The following is a 13934-nucleotide window of genomic DNA, read 5'->3' as shown; positions in this document are numbered from 1 at the left end:
ATGTGGAACGAGTTCTTGCCGATATCGATGCCGATGACGGCGGGCGAAGCGTCGAGTTTCTGAGACATGGCGTGCTCCTTGTCTTGGGCGCCCTTGCCAGCTTCTCGTGCTGGCAGGGCCGGAGCACGGCCGGACCATTCCATTCTGATGTCCCCAGTCAAGCACACAGCGCACGGTTTCTCATCTCCACGAGGACTCATCGTGAAGTTCTTGTGCCGATGGATCGTGCAGAGGAGAAGGCGGGACTCAAAGACGTCGGTGAACAGGCTCTGATGCGCGGGTTGGATACCGCATTTCCGTTTTTTCGTCTGGGGCTGTCCCTGGTCTAGCGTCGGGCGTCGATCGGATGATCGGCCACATAATGGATTTCAGGATTTCCCCTGCCGTGGTCCCGCCTTCACTTCTGCACGATTAATGTCTGCGACTGCCCCCTGATCTTGATTGCAACAAAGGGGGCTGTGGGCCGGTCGAGCGCACCTCACGACTCGAGCGGTCCACAGCCCCCAACGATGTCACGCCTGTCGAGGTGGCATGAGCTCGCGATTGATCGCCCAAATGAAGGCGGATAGCTCTCGGGCAATCGCCGTGACGATTACGGTTCGCCGCTTGCCCTTCCGCTCGAGTGAGCGGAAGCGTCCGCACAGCCTGGTTTGCGCTTTCCACGCAATCTCGCGCGCGACTCTCGGTGCGGCCTCCACCTTTGGCTGCTTGTCTCGGCTCACGCGCGGCGGATATCGATAGCTCCAGGCCGCCTCTACAAGAATACGTCGCGCCCGCCCATTACCGGCTTTGGTGATGCCGCCTCGCTTGACTTGGTCGCCAGTCGAGTTTTCTGTGGGCACCAGACCCAGATAGCCCATCAACTCGCGCGGATTTTGAAAGCGGGATAGATCACCGATCTCAGCCAGCACCCCCACAGCCGCAATGAGATCAATCCCACGCACCGCCTGCAGGGCCGACACAACCTCGGCGAGCGACCACTCGGGTACTACCTCGCGGATGGCATCTTCCAAACGCTCCAGCCGCTCACTTTCCTGGCGTATCCCCTCAAGTAACTCTTCGAATGCGATGCGCTGCTCGCGATGCTCGAGCTTCTGCGACATGAGCCATCTCATGTGGGCTGGTCCCCACGTTGTCTTGCCCGGATAGATGCGTCCCAGCCGCAGCATCAATGACGAGATCTGTTGACGCTTGCCCTGGAGGTCCTTCTTCACTGCTTGACGGGCGCGCGAGAGATCGCGCATAGCCTCATGGCGCTCGTCCGGCACCCACACCGCCGTGAGCTCGTCCGCGCGCAACAGCTTGGCGAGGCTTACCGCATCGCGCCGGTTCGTCTTCACTCGATCGCCGGCCTTCTTCGGAACGAGCGAGGGGGCCACCACCAGGCAGTCATGGCCGAGGCTCTTGAGCAGTCTGTAGAGACCGTATCCTGTTGGCCCTGCTTCGTAGCAAAACGTCAACTGACAGCATTTCGCTGCAAGCTTTGCCACCAGCTTTCGGATCGCTGCCTCCGTGGCAGGAAACTCCCCGAGATATCGTACCTCGCCGCCACGGCCGCCATCGGCAATGGCTATAGCATTGCGCGATTTTGACGTATCGATTCCGACAAAGAACTCGGTATGATGACCCACGACTCGCCCTCCTTGTTTGAGGCTCTACCCGGTCCATCCGGGCAACCCTCGTCGCAACATCGAGGGTGAGTCGCCTCATTTTGTGGGGGGACATACAGTCTAGCAGACCTCACAGGCCGAAGCGATATAAAGTGCGTGAGCAGGGTTGATACCCTTTATTGAAACAACCATAAAGGGTACTAGCTTCGTTGCCGAAATCGGCGAAGGCATCGAATAGGCGGGGTCTAAAGGATGCAGGATTTGGCGTTGGCCATGGTGATTGTTGTGGCTCTCGGAGGAGTCTTGTTCGGTGTGAGATATATGCGTCGCGAAGCTTACCTGCCGTATCACGCTATCGTAGTTGGAAAGCCCTTCAACGAACTCGATTCGGGTGTTCAAGCAATCATTCTCGGCATGCTGAAAATCATTGGCAGTGGTTTTGCCACATTAGGCATTACGCTCCTTTGGTTGTGTTTTGCGCTTTACACGGGCGAACGCTGGGCGCCGTGGGCGATCTTGACCGTCTCAGCCGTCGCGCTGATCCCGATGCTGTATGTTGCAATCACATTGCGAACGTTCCGGCCTGGCGCGCCGACGCCTGTACGTCCCACGTGCGTTATGATGATTTTGATTGTGATTGGCGTCGGTCTGTCTTTGTTTACGCAGCATTTTTAGAACGCAGTAGACGTCCGCTTGTGGCCCGTGACGGACCTTAGCTCAGAACACCGCGGCGGCCGCTTTCGGGAGGTGAGCCGACGTGCAATCTGCGCGATGGCTGCTTTTGACCGATAGCGGCGTTCAATGCGGCCACGCAACACACTTCGGCCATGGGCTAATCCGATAGCTCGCTGGCGAATGGGGACGCTGATGGTCAGATTGTATTGGATCTATGCTGCCGTACTCGGCTGCTTGACCTCGTCTGCACAGGCTGCCGGTGTTCAGCTTCTGGCTACCGATCCCAGTCTGGCCGGCGCTATATGGTACCCTTGCGCGGCAGCGGCGCAACGAGTGCCGCTCGGCAAACTCACCGTCCAATTTATTGAAGCGATTGAAGGTGCGAAGGACTGTCCTGTCACAGGAACGAAATTGCCACTCGTGATTGTCTCACACGGACGCGGCGGTTGGTTCGGACAACACGATGACACGGTGCAGGCTCTGGCAAACGCCGGATTTGTCGTCGCCTCGATCAACCTTCCGGGTGACAATGGAAACGATTCCTCGCAGCGAGACAGCCTTTCCATTCTGGCATCCCGGCCCGCCAGCATTATCCGATTGCTTGATTTCATCTTGAATGACTGGAAAGACCGGGCTGCGATTGATTCCTCCAGGATCGGCTTCTTTGGGTTTTCGCTCGGCGCCTATACCGGATTGGTTTTGGCGGGCGGCAATCCCGATCTCCGGAGATTTGCGCTTTACTGCTCGGATGCGAACCGAACGCGGGCATGCGAGCAACTCCGTAGCGGCGACATACCAAACAGCTTGCCTCACGAACCTCGTATCCGAGCCGCAGTGCTCGCCGATACGGCAGTTAACTTTGCCTTTCCCGCCGACCGCTTGGCAGACATAAAAATCCCGCTGCTGATCTGGCGATCAGAGTTTGGGGGTGCAGGCGTAGACCCGAAAAACTCAGCGCTCGTTGCTGAGTCGCTGCCCGGCAAGAAGGAAGTGCGTGTGGTGCCTGCCGGTCATTTTGCTTTCCTGTCGCCGTGCTCGGCAGAGTTCGCGGAGAAGCTTCCTCGCTTCTGTGCTGATCCGCCAGGTTTCGACAGGAGGGCATTCCATCGCGAGTTCAATGCCAGCATCATCGATTTCTTTCGAGAAACTCTCGTTCGCCAGGGTGAGAGCCGCTAAAGCAGCCGATCCATGGAACGCGACAGTAGGGAGCAGCTTTTTCCCTTAGCCGAGGGGGCGCCTGAACGCGTCATGTCGGCTCTTGGAGACAAATCCGACGGCAACCCGGCATCCGCCGCTTTTGAACCGTTGCGGACCTCGGACGTCGGGATCAAGATTGGACAAGTGGGCGCCTCTAGGACTAATCTTTGCCGCACTCCGAGACCGACGAAATGTCAGTAAGAAAGCAGCTTATCGCGGACGCGATGGTGGTTGATGGTCGAGGACGAGTCTTTGTGCAAAGGCGCTCATTGACGCGCGGGTTGTTTCCCGGGTGTTGGGACCTGATCGGCGGGCACGTCGAAGACAACGAGGATGTTCTTTCTGCTCTGCGCCGCGAAATACATGAGGAGACAGGTTGGCAGCTCAAGAACATCGTTCTTGAGCTAACACCTAAGTATTGGAGCTATGGGCCGACACCCTACGAAGAACGACAGTTCATCGTGACCGTCGACGGGGACCTCACAAAACCAGCTCTCGAAACCGGCAAGGTGTCAGAAACTCTCTGGGTTGATCGTGCGAACGTGGAGAAGCTCAAAGAAAACCGCAAGCCGGATGACCAATTGATCTACAATTCGGTGGTGGAGGCTCTGAACGTTCTGGAGACAGTGCGGCCTCGGATATGAGATTGTGGTTGCAATTTGCTCCGCAACTGCGACTTGCTTTGCAAGAGATCACTAGATGAAAGATGCTATTGTCCGTCACGCAACAGAACACGACCTGCATCAGGTTTTGAACCTTTACAGGCATCTCCATCCTCACGAAGCTCAACTGGAGCCAGCTACGGCTGAGCGCGTCTGGTCCAATCTGCTTTCATCGAGCTTTGTGACTGTGGCAGGTGAACGGCTTCTATCGTCGTGCACGCTCGCAATTGTGCCCAATCTGTCTCGGGGGGGCCGATCATATGGCGTCATTGAGAATGTAGTCACCCACGCCGACCATCGCAAATTAGGACTCGGGCGACGGGTCCTCACCTATGCGCTTGAGATCGCATCGCAGGCCGATTGCTATAAGGTCCACTTGGCAACGGGGTCCAAGCGTGAGACGACTCTGCGCTTCTACGAGCGGGCAGGATTCGAACGAGGCGGCAAAACTTACTTCGAAGTGCGGCGGTCTCGGGAATTGGTCCTCAGCCGACTCCTTTAACGTGGGCTGACGATATCTACTCGCAAGTTTAGAGCGGCTATTCACCCAAATCGATTTTGTGAGCACCCGCTCACGGCGCCGGACACGCCGCTCCGGTCTTCGCCCAGGCCTCCACCAGCGCGCCGGCCTGCGCTTGCGTGCCCGGCACGGGCGAGCGGCCGAAGCCGGGCTTCCAGGCCCAGCCGACGAGGGTGTCCTTGCCGATATGGTCGATCAGGTCTTCCACCTTGCGGCCGCCATTGCGCGCAGGATCCCTGATCTGCTCGCAGATCTCGGCGACAGTCTTGCCCTCCCAGGCCATCTCGCGCGGGGCCAGATGCCAGTCGGGATGGCCGGGCATGCGGCCGGGCTCGAAATTGGCCTTCTGGTGGCAGGTGTTGCAGCGCATCGCCTCGAGGCCGTGGCCGTCGGCGCCGCGCGTGACGGGTGGCTGATGCAGGCGGGCATTGTCGCCCTGGTGCGGCCTGTCGCCGGCCGGATGACAATTGGTGCAGCGCGGATGCGTCAGTACCTTGCCGAGTTCGGTGAAGATTGCGGCCGAACGCTTCTCTGTGTCGCCGATCGAAGCAAAGCTCTCGGGTGAGGCGAGGGCGTGGCTTGCCGTCCCCGACGCCGCAAAGCCCGCACTGAGACTGCCGGCGAGGGCGGCGACCACAGCAATCATCTTGAACCGCAGGTCGGAGATCATGATGCGCGTCACTTGGTGGCCATGAGGTAGCGCTTGGAGTCGGCGAGGATCACGTCGCGCACCGCCTCGTGATATTTGACGTAGCCGGTGCAGCGACAGAGATGACCGTCGAGCGCATCCGCGATGGTCTGCTCCAGTGCCTCGCGCGCCACCGGTGTCCGCGACAGGCGCTCCAGCAAGACCTGGCCCTCATTGAGGAAGCCGGCGGTGCAATAGCCGCACTGAAAGGCGAAATGCGCGATGAAGGCCTTTTGCAGGGTCGAGAGCTCGCCGTCCTTCGCGTGCCCCTCGACGGTGCGGATCGACTTGCCGTCGAAATTCACGGCGGGCGCGACGCAGGTCGGGCTGGTGGTGCTGGTGCCGTCGGGCGCGTCGACGATGACGGCGCAGCTCAGGCATTGCGCGGCGCCGCAGCCGAACTTGGTGCCGGTCATGCCCAGCATCTCGCGCAGAAAATCATTCATCGAGAGATCGTCGCGGACGTCCATCGGACCGTGCTTCTGGCCGTTGATGGTGAGGCTGAGGGTCGTCACGCGAGCACTCCCTTCAATAGGCTTGCGGTGACCGGCAGCGCACGGAAGCGATGGCCGGTGGCGTCGTGGATGGCGTTGATCAGCGCCGGCACGATCGGGATCATCACGACCTCCGCCATGCCCTTCGGTGCTTCGTCTGCCGTCTGCGGCTTCAGCATCTCGATCTCGAGATCGCGGAGCGGCAGGTCGGAGCCGCGTGCGACCAGATAGCGCCCGAGATTCCATTCGCCGTTGCCCGGCCCGCCTTCGAACGGGGGCAGGGTTTCGAGCAACGCGTAGCCGACGCCCATGGCGAAGCCGCCCTGGGCCTGGCCCATCACCACCTCGGGCACGAGCGCGGTGCCGCATTCGAGCACGCTATAGGCCTTGGCGATGCGCAAGCTCCCGGTTGCGCGCTCGATCTCGACGCGAACGACCGTGCCGCACATCGAGGTGTAGGCGGTGCCGATCCGGTTGTTGTCGGTCGGCGGAAACTTGACGCTGGTGCGGTTGATCCGCTCGAACTTGCCGTTGCCTTTGCGGATCGCCAGTGCGTCGATATCGGCGCGGTATTGCTCGCCGGACAGCGGGAAGCGTGCCCGCGACCACGCCCAGCGCGAGAAGCTGTGCGCAACCGCACCGGTGACGAAGCCGCGCGAATGAGCTGTTGCCGAGAGCACGGAGAGGGCGAGCGGTTCGAGGCCGGGCATGGTGAGCTGGCCGTTCTTCCAGCTTGCGCTGGCCCATTGTCCCGCGCGCGGATCAGTCTTTGCGATGCGCCACAGCTCGAGCGCCGAGGGCCATAGTCCGAAGCGGAAAATGACGCGGGCGGCTTCCGCGGCGGAATGGGTGCCGACATGGGCGCCGATCGAGGAGCTTGTCGGCGAGCTGATCGCGGGCACCCAGCGCGGGTTTTTCTCCGCGGCATCCTGGGTCTTCTGGTCCATGGTGGAGGGATCGCCCGACGTGACCAGCCCGAGCACGTCATAGCTGTCGACGCGGGCGACCGAGACCTCGTCGGCGATGGCGCCGAGATGGCCGGCGACGCGGTTGGCCAGCGCCGTCCCGATGCCGTTGCCCATCTCGACATGATCGCAGAAGATCACGATCTTGCCGTCAGGTCCAAGCTCGACACGGCCGAGCGAGCCGTCCGCGCCGGAGCCATAGTCTTTCGTCACGCAGGCGACGCCGGTGCCGACCAGCCGATCCGACGAGGTCTGCTTGAACTGCGCCCGCTGCTGCCAGATCGGGTGCTTCTCGAGCTTGTCGAGGATTTCGGGCGTGCGCACCGAGACGATGTAGGGATTGCCCGTCATGGTCCGGCCGTTCTGGGGCAGCGCGTTGCGCCGCCGGAATTCGATCGGATCGTGCTTGAGCTCGGACGCGGCCTCGTCGATCAGGACCTCCAGCGCCGTCATGGCTTGCAGGATGCCGTAGCCGCGCATCGAACCCGCGCTTACGCCGCGCGAGTGCACCGCGACAGTCCTGACGTCGACGTTCGGAATGTCGTAGATGCCGATCGCGCCGGTGGCCGCGACGACGGCAACACTGGCCGAGAAATGGGCGATGCCGCCGCCGTCGAGCACGTGATCGGCCGCGAACGCCTTGATCTTGCCGGTCGCGCGATCGATACCGATGCGCGAGCGCATCTTGATCGAATGGCGCTTGATGCCGGCCTGAAACTGCTGGTAGCGGTCATGCGCCAGCCGCACGGGCTTGCCGGGAAAGCAGACCGCCGCGAGCGCAACATAGAGAATGAAAGGCGTGTGATCGCGGCCACCAAAGCCGCCGCCGACATGGGCGAACTGCGCGTTGATGTGCGCCGGCTTGTAGGGCGCGCGGGCCTTGCCCAAGAGATGCGCGATCGATTCCGCCGCCTCGTAGGGCGACTGGACGCCCAACAGCAGTTCGAGATTGCCGCCCTTGCCGTCGTACCAGGCGAGCCCGCATTCCGGCTCCAGGAACATCGGGTCGACCGATTGCGTCTCGAACTCGCGGTCGAGCACAAGCATGGAGGCGTCATCCGCTGCAAGCTCGGCACGGATCTGCTCGCCATATTTCGCCGCCTTGGCGTAATCCGCGGGCATGTCCTTCGCGAGCGGCGACCACACTGGCAGCGCCGCGCTCTGGACCTTCTTGGGCGAGACCCAGCCGGCCTGGAGCGGCGAATAGACATCCGGCTTGTCAGGCGAGGGGCCTGCCACGCGGGTGAAGCGGAAGGCTCCGTAATCCGGGACGACGACAGGCCCGGTCTCTTCGCCGAAATGGACGAACGTGCCGTCGCGCAGCGCCAGACGCGCCTGGTCGAAGGCGTCGAACTTTTCGAAGATCAAAAGCGCGACCGGCTGTCCCAGATAAAGCGGCGTCTTGCCGATCGGGCAGAACAGGTCGCCCGCATAGAATTCCGGCACCTGGGTCCCGATCCGGTCGAGATCAGTCGCAGTCACCACCACCGACGGCTTGAGCGCGCCGCCGAGGCGGGCGAGGTCCAGCCCGGTATAGACGTGCGTGGCGTCGTTGGCGCGGACCAGGATGGCGTGCGAGGTGGCCTGCGGCCAGCCCGGCATGTCGTTGGCGCGGAAGTCGGAGGCGTAAAGCTTTGCGCCGGTGACCTTGGCGACGCCGTCGACACGGCCGGCGCCATTTGTCGCGGGATTGAACTTGCCGCGTCCAGGCAGCGTCTCGTGCGCTGCGAAGGGCACGCCCGCCGCGGACGCCAGATGTGACAGGCTGACCGAGATGCCTCCCGCCGACAACCACTTCACGAACTCGCGTCGCGAAGGCCCCATGATCATATCCTTGTACAGAGTTTCGAGAACATCGGGATGCGGCCAGCATGCAATGTCCGGAGGGCATAGGCCAGCGCCAGCGCGAATCCGTCACGATGCATCCTGCGACGATAGAACGGCTGAGGAGGTTTACAACCAATGAATGTGGTGCGCTTGCGCCTCGAATTGTGGTTTGGTGCTTGCTTTAGAGTCGAATCGAACGGAAGACGGTCCGGCAACAGGGGGCGCAATTCAAATGCAGCAGGATCCGAACGGTGCGTCTTCAGTCACCAGCACGATGGGCACGACGACGTTGTCGCGCCGTCAATTGCTGGATTGCGGTCTCAAAGCGGGCGCGTTGTCGCTGTTCGCAGGTGCCGCAAATGCCCAGCACGCCGTGCACGACCATGCGGGCATGTCCCACACCGCGGACATGTCGCCGAGCATGGGGATGGTCGCTGAAACGCCGGTTCCCGCCATGGACCAAGCGCTGGTCGAGCCCGAGGTGCGGCGGTCCGTCAATGGCGTGCTGAGCACGACCATGCGCGTCGGCTATGCCTATCGCCAGATCGGCGGCGTCAGGCTCTATGTCAGGTCCTATGAGGGCGGCAGCCCCGGCCCGACCTTGCGCATGAAACCCGGCGATACCCTGCGCATCAAGATGATCAACGATTTGCCGCCGAACCGCGATGGATTGCCGGCCGACATCAGCCATCCGCACCAGTTCAACAACACCAATTTCCATTTCCACGGCGCGCATACCAGCCCGAGCGGGATTTCCGACAACGTCATGCGCTCGATGGCGCCAGGCCGCAGCTACAACATCGAAATCACCCTGCCGGCCGATCACACCATGGGCACCTACTGGTATCACCCGCATCACCACGGCAGCGCCGACATCCAGATGTCCTCCGGCATGGTCGGCGCCGTCGTCATCGAGGGTGATTTCGCCGAAATTCCCGAGATCGCCACAGCCCGCGAACGGCTCATGGTGCTCACCCAGGTGGTCTACGATTCCAACGGCATGGTCGAGAATTTCGAGACGCTGTTTCCCGAGACCGCGACGCGCTTTCTCGCCATCAACGGCCAACGCCGGCCAATGATCGAGATGCGGCCCGGCGAGGTGCAGCGCTGGCGCATCCTCAATGCCGCCTATCAGGACGACATGCTGCTCGACCTGGAGAAGCACGATCTGCAAGCGATCGCCTATGACGGCATCCAGCTCGGCGCCATGCAGCCGCTCAAGCAGGTCCTGATTGCGCCCGGTCAGCGCGCGGACATTCTGGTGAAGGCAGGCAGCCCCGGCACCTACGCCTTCAACGCTACGCCCTACGATCAGGGGCATCCGTCGCCGGTCGGGCCCTTGGCGCGGGTCGTGGTGTCAGGTGCGCCGATGGACATGAAGCTGCCGCGCGCCCTGCCGCCGGCGCCGCTCGCGACCATCAAGGACTCCGAGATCACCAACCGCCGCAAGGTGGTGCTGTCGGCGACCGCGCCGGAGGCCGACGCCGCCGGCCATTGGCAGGAATTCGAGTTCTTCGTCGACGGCAAGAAGTTCGACCCCGGCCGCATCGATCAGCGGGTCAAGCTGGGCGCGGTCGAGGAGTGGACCATCGTCAACACCCATGAGCATGACGACCACGTCTTCCACATCCATACCAACCCGTTCCAGGTGATCTCGGCCAATGGCAAGGCGCTGGCGGTGCCGGAATGGCGGGATTCCGTGATCGTGGAGCGCAAGGGCGGCCAGGTCGTGTTCCGCTCGCGCTTCATCGATTTCACCGGCGTCTACATGCTCCACTGCCACATGATGAACCATGAGGAGATGGGCATGATGCAGACCGTGGAGGTCTACAAGGCCTAAGCTGCGGGTCGAATTGCGCGAATTCGGCGGCGCGCGGGGCTGATCCGGGTCCGGCCGGGCTTCCCCTGGGGGCCCGCATGGCCTATGACGCTGCAACGCAACAATCCCCCAAAAAGACCTCATGATCCGCCTCGACAACGTCAGCAAGCAAGCCGGCCACCAGATCCTGTTCATCGAAGCGTCCGCCGCTCTCAACAAGGGCGAGAAGATCGGGCTCGTCGGGCCGAACGGCGCCGGCAAGACCACGCTCTTCCGGATGATCGCCGGCGAGGAACCGCCCGATGAGGGGCAGGTCTCGACCGATCGCGGCATCACCATCGGCTATTTCAACCAGGATGTCGGCGAGATGGCCGGCCGCAGCGCCGTGGCCGAGGTCATGGACGGGGCAGGACCGGTGAGTGCGGTGGCGGCCGAGCTGCACGAGCTCGAGACCGCGATGGCCGACCCTGATAAGGCCGACCAGATGGACGAGATCATCGCCCGCTACGGCGAGGTGCAGCACGCGTTCGAAGAGCTCGATGGCTACGCGCTCGACGGCCGCGCGCGCGAGGCGCTGTCCGGCCTCGGCTTCAGCCAGGAGATGATGGACGGCGACGTCGGCAAGCTCTCCGGCGGCTGGAAGATGCGCGTGGCGCTGGCGCGCATTCTCCTGATGCGTCCCGATGTCATGCTGCTCGACGAGCCCAGCAACCATCTCGATCTCGAAAGCCTGATCTGGCTGGAAAAGTTCTTGCACGATTACGAAGGCACGCTGCTGATGACCTCGCACGATCGCGAGTTCATCAACCGCGTGATCTCGAAAGTGGTCGAGATCGATTCCGGCTCGCTCACCACCTACGCCGGCAATTACGAGTTCTACGAGCAGCAGCGGGCGCTAAGCGAGAAGCAGCAGCAGGCGCAGTTCGAGCGCCAGCAGGCCATGCTCGCCAAGGAGATCAAGTTCATCGAGCGGTTCAAGGCGCGCGCCTCTCACGCAGCTCAGGTGCAGAGCCGGGTGAAGAAGCTCGACAAGATCGAGCGGGTGGAGCCGCCGCGCCGCCGCCAGACGGTTGCGTTCGACTTTCCGCCGGCGCCGCGATCCGGCGAGGATGTCGTTGCGCTCAAGAAGGTGTTCAAGGGCTACGGCAGCAAGCGGATCTATGACGGGCTCGATTTCATGATCCGCCGCAGGGAGCGCTGGTGCGTGATGGGCGTCAACGGCGCCGGCAAATCGACGCTGCTCAAGCTCGTCGCGGGCGCGAGCGAGCCGGACGATGGCACCGTGGCGGTCGGCGGCAGCGTCAAGATGGGCTATTTCGCGCAGCATGCGATGGATTTGCTCGACGGCGAGCAGACGGTGTTCGAGTCACTCGAATATGCGTTTCCGACCGCGGGGCAGGGCTCTCTGCGCGCGCTCGCCGGCTGCTTCGGCTTCTCCGGCGACGACGTCGAGAAGCGCTGCCGTGTGCTATCGGGCGGCGAGAAGGCGCGCCTCGTGATGGCGAAGATGCTGTTCGATCCCCCGAACTTTCTGGTGCTGGACGAGCCGACCAACCATCTCGACCTCGCCACCAAGGAAATGCTGATCACGGCGCTGTCGGATTTCGAGGGCACCATGCTGTTCGTCTCGCATGACCGGCATTTTCTCAGCGTCCTGTCGAACCGCGTGCTGGAGCTGACGCCCGAAGGCATCCACCAGTTCGGCGGCGGCTACACGGAATATGTCGCGCGCACGGGGCAGGAAGCGCCGGGGTTGCGGTCGTAGTGATCGGCGGTAGCCCGGATGGAGCGAAGCGCAATCCGGGTTTCGTGCCGCGTGGGCAGTCGCGCGATGCGGTTGGTCCGGCCCCGGATTACGCTTCGCGCGATCCGGGCTACAGGAGCGGCCGCTGGAATTTCGTAGCCCGGATCGAGCGAAGCGCAATCCGGGATTCAATCTCCGCGCTCTCCGAAGTTGCCGTCGACCTCCGCGGCTCCTCCCCAATCGGGGCGGAAGCACGCCTTCGCGGACGTAGCGATGGAGCGACGAATGCGGCCAGTCTATCGGTGACGCGACAAGGCCGTGCTTGACTGGATTGTAATGGATGTAGTTCGCGCAGCGTTCGAAATCGGCATCGTCGCGAATGGTGTGCTGCCAAAATCGCCGTTGCCACAACGCGAATTCGCCCCGACGTTGCGGGAGATGGGGGCACCTGAAACAGCCAGTTGATGCGTGAAGGAGCTCTTGATCCGCCACCATCGGCCGGAAAAGTCAGCGTCATTGTCCGGCAGCGTCATGATGACGTGCAGATGATCAGGGAGGACCACGATTGCATCGATCGTGAACGGCCTGTCGGCGCGCGTCATACGAAATGCGTCGCGCAGTTTGTCAACATGATCGACCAACGCGGATGATCTTCGATCATCCCGCGCCACCGTGAAGAAGAAGGTCCCGCCAGGGACGAAGTTGCGCCGGTAGCGAACCACGCGGGCACCTTCCCGGATTACGCTTCGCTCCATCCGGGCTACAACCAGATCGAGAGATTTGCAATCCATTCGCTTGCTTGCGCGTTTCAGGGGCTCTCGCTACGCTCTTTCAAAAAAGGGAGCGAAACGCGCGTGAAGCAGGTCAGGTTCGGCGACATCACCATCGACGCGGTGATCGAGCGGGAGGGCCCGTGGCGGCGGCCGCAGGATTTTTTCCCGGCCTATGACGAGGGCGTATTCAAGCGGCATTTGCCGACGATGGAGCCGGAGGTGTTCGACGCCGCGCGCGGCATGATGGTGATCACCTATCAGACCTTCGTGGTGCGCACGCCGCGCTATACCATCCTGGTCGATACCTGCACCGGCGAGGACAAGGGCCATCCGTCGCCGTTCGATTTTCCGGGCAAGGCGCGCTGGCGCAACGAGCTGTTCGCGCTCGGCATCGGCTTTGAGCAGATCGACTACGTGTTCTGCACGCACCTTCACATCGACCACACCGGCTGGAATACGAGCTTGCGCGACGGTCGTTGGGTGCCGACGTTCCCGAATGCGAAATACGTCTTCCACAAGGGTGAATATGCGGCCTGGGAGGCCGAGCATGCCAAGGGCTGCAACCCGCCCGGCACCGTGTTTCGCGACAATTGCCTGCCGATCGTCGAGGCAGGCCAGGCGCTCCTGGTGGATGACGATTACGCGCTCGACGACACCGTCACGCTGACGCCGACGCCGGGGCATTCGCCCTGCCATTGCTGCGTGAACATCTTCTCGAAGGGGCGCCGCGCGGTGGTCGCCGGCGACCTCATGCATCATCAGATCCAGTGCTGCGAGCTGGACTGGTCGGCCAGACCGGATTGGGATCCGAAGCAGTCGGCGGTGTCGCGGCGAAAGTTCTTTGCTTCCGTCGCGGACACCGACACGCTGATCCTGCCTGTCCATTTTCCGGCGCCGACGGTCGGGCTGATCAAGCCGCTCGGCGCCGCCTTTGATTACCGTTTCAAGCGAGAGTAGGGC

11 protein-coding genes and 1 pseudogene are annotated in these 13934 nt (G+C 62.3%); 7 read left to right on the top strand and 5 right to left on the bottom strand.

The genetic code is table 11. The features are described from left to right. Positions 1-512 precede the first annotated feature (512 nt). Complete coding sequence (locus tag BRA1253DRAFT_RS05105; RefSeq protein ID WP_007591808.1) at positions 513-1631, bottom strand: IS110 family transposase; 1119 nt, start codon at positions 1629-1631, stop codon at positions 513-515. Between the two features lie 246 nt (positions 1632-1877). On the opposite strand from BRA1253DRAFT_RS05105, the gene BRA1253DRAFT_RS05100 reads away from it, so the two are divergent. The 4 genes from BRA1253DRAFT_RS05100 (at position 1878) to BRA1253DRAFT_RS41120 (ending at position 4646) form a co-directional block, all read left to right on the top strand. Then, positions 1878-2285 carry a hypothetical protein gene (locus tag BRA1253DRAFT_RS05100; RefSeq protein ID WP_157158546.1) on the top strand — a complete coding sequence of 136 codons (408 nt, stop codon included), beginning with the start codon at positions 1878-1880 and terminating at the stop codon, positions 2283-2285. A gap of 192 nt (positions 2286-2477) precedes the next feature. Beyond that, positions 2478-3461: a dienelactone hydrolase family protein gene (locus tag BRA1253DRAFT_RS05095; protein ID WP_007591806.1), complete on the top strand. Its 984-nt coding sequence runs from the start codon at positions 2478-2480 to the stop codon at positions 3459-3461. A 188-nt stretch (positions 3462-3649) separates the two neighbouring features. Beyond that, positions 3650-4126, top strand: coding sequence for an NUDIX hydrolase (locus tag BRA1253DRAFT_RS05090; protein WP_051058394.1), 477 nt, complete (start codon positions 3650-3652; stop codon positions 4124-4126). 55 nt (positions 4127-4181) lie between these two features. Then, a complete protein-coding gene (locus BRA1253DRAFT_RS41120; protein ID WP_007591804.1) occupies positions 4182-4646 on the top strand; it encodes a GNAT family N-acetyltransferase in 465 nt (154 codons plus the stop codon). Between the two features lie 70 nt (positions 4647-4716). Here the strand turns inward: BRA1253DRAFT_RS41120 and BRA1253DRAFT_RS05085 are convergent, their stop codons facing one another. The 3 genes from BRA1253DRAFT_RS05085 to BRA1253DRAFT_RS05075 are packed head-to-tail and all read right to left on the bottom strand — an operon-like array spanning position 4717 to position 8635. Beyond that, on the bottom strand, positions 4717-5334 hold the full coding sequence (locus tag BRA1253DRAFT_RS05085; RefSeq protein WP_007591803.1) for a hypothetical protein: 618 nt from the start codon (positions 5332-5334) through the stop codon (positions 4717-4719). 8 nt (positions 5335-5342) lie between these two features. Next, entirely contained in the window at positions 5343-5867 is a 525-nt protein-coding gene (locus BRA1253DRAFT_RS05080) for a (2Fe-2S)-binding protein (RefSeq protein WP_007591800.1), read from the bottom strand. Continuing rightward, a complete protein-coding gene (locus tag BRA1253DRAFT_RS05075) occupies positions 5864-8635 on the bottom strand; it encodes a xanthine dehydrogenase family protein molybdopterin-binding subunit (protein WP_007591798.1) in 2772 nt (923 codons plus the stop codon). The genes BRA1253DRAFT_RS05080 and BRA1253DRAFT_RS05075 overlap by 4 nt, the downstream gene beginning before the upstream one ends. Before the next feature lie 235 nt (positions 8636-8870). Here BRA1253DRAFT_RS05075 and BRA1253DRAFT_RS05070 point away from each other — a divergent pair, with 235 nt between their 5' ends. Together BRA1253DRAFT_RS05070 and BRA1253DRAFT_RS05065 are read left to right on the top strand one after the other, a co-directional pair. Next, positions 8871-10478: a multicopper oxidase family protein gene (locus tag BRA1253DRAFT_RS05070; RefSeq protein WP_007591797.1), complete on the top strand. Its 1608-nt coding sequence runs from the start codon at positions 8871-8873 to the stop codon at positions 10476-10478. Between the two features lie 121 nt (positions 10479-10599). Beyond that, positions 10600-12222, top strand: a complete 1623-nt coding sequence (locus BRA1253DRAFT_RS05065) for an ABC-F family ATP-binding cassette domain-containing protein (protein WP_007591795.1) — start codon at positions 10600-10602, stop codon at positions 12220-12222. A gap of 167 nt (positions 12223-12389) precedes the next feature. Here BRA1253DRAFT_RS05065 and BRA1253DRAFT_RS05060 read toward each other — a convergent pair. Next, positions 12390-12923, bottom strand: a pseudogene (locus BRA1253DRAFT_RS05060) (transposase). A gap of 132 nt (positions 12924-13055) precedes the next feature. Between BRA1253DRAFT_RS05060 and BRA1253DRAFT_RS05055 the strand changes: the two are divergent. Continuing rightward, positions 13056-13931, top strand: coding sequence for an MBL fold metallo-hydrolase (locus BRA1253DRAFT_RS05055; protein ID WP_007591792.1), 876 nt, complete (start codon positions 13056-13058; stop codon positions 13929-13931). The last annotated feature ends 3 nt before the right edge of the window (positions 13932-13934 follow it).

The organism is Bradyrhizobium sp. WSM1253, from assembly GCF_000244935.1.
Classification (GTDB): Bacteria; Pseudomonadota; Alphaproteobacteria; order Rhizobiales; family Xanthobacteraceae; genus Bradyrhizobium; species Bradyrhizobium canariense.
This window is presented reverse-complemented; position numbering and strand designations above follow the sequence as displayed.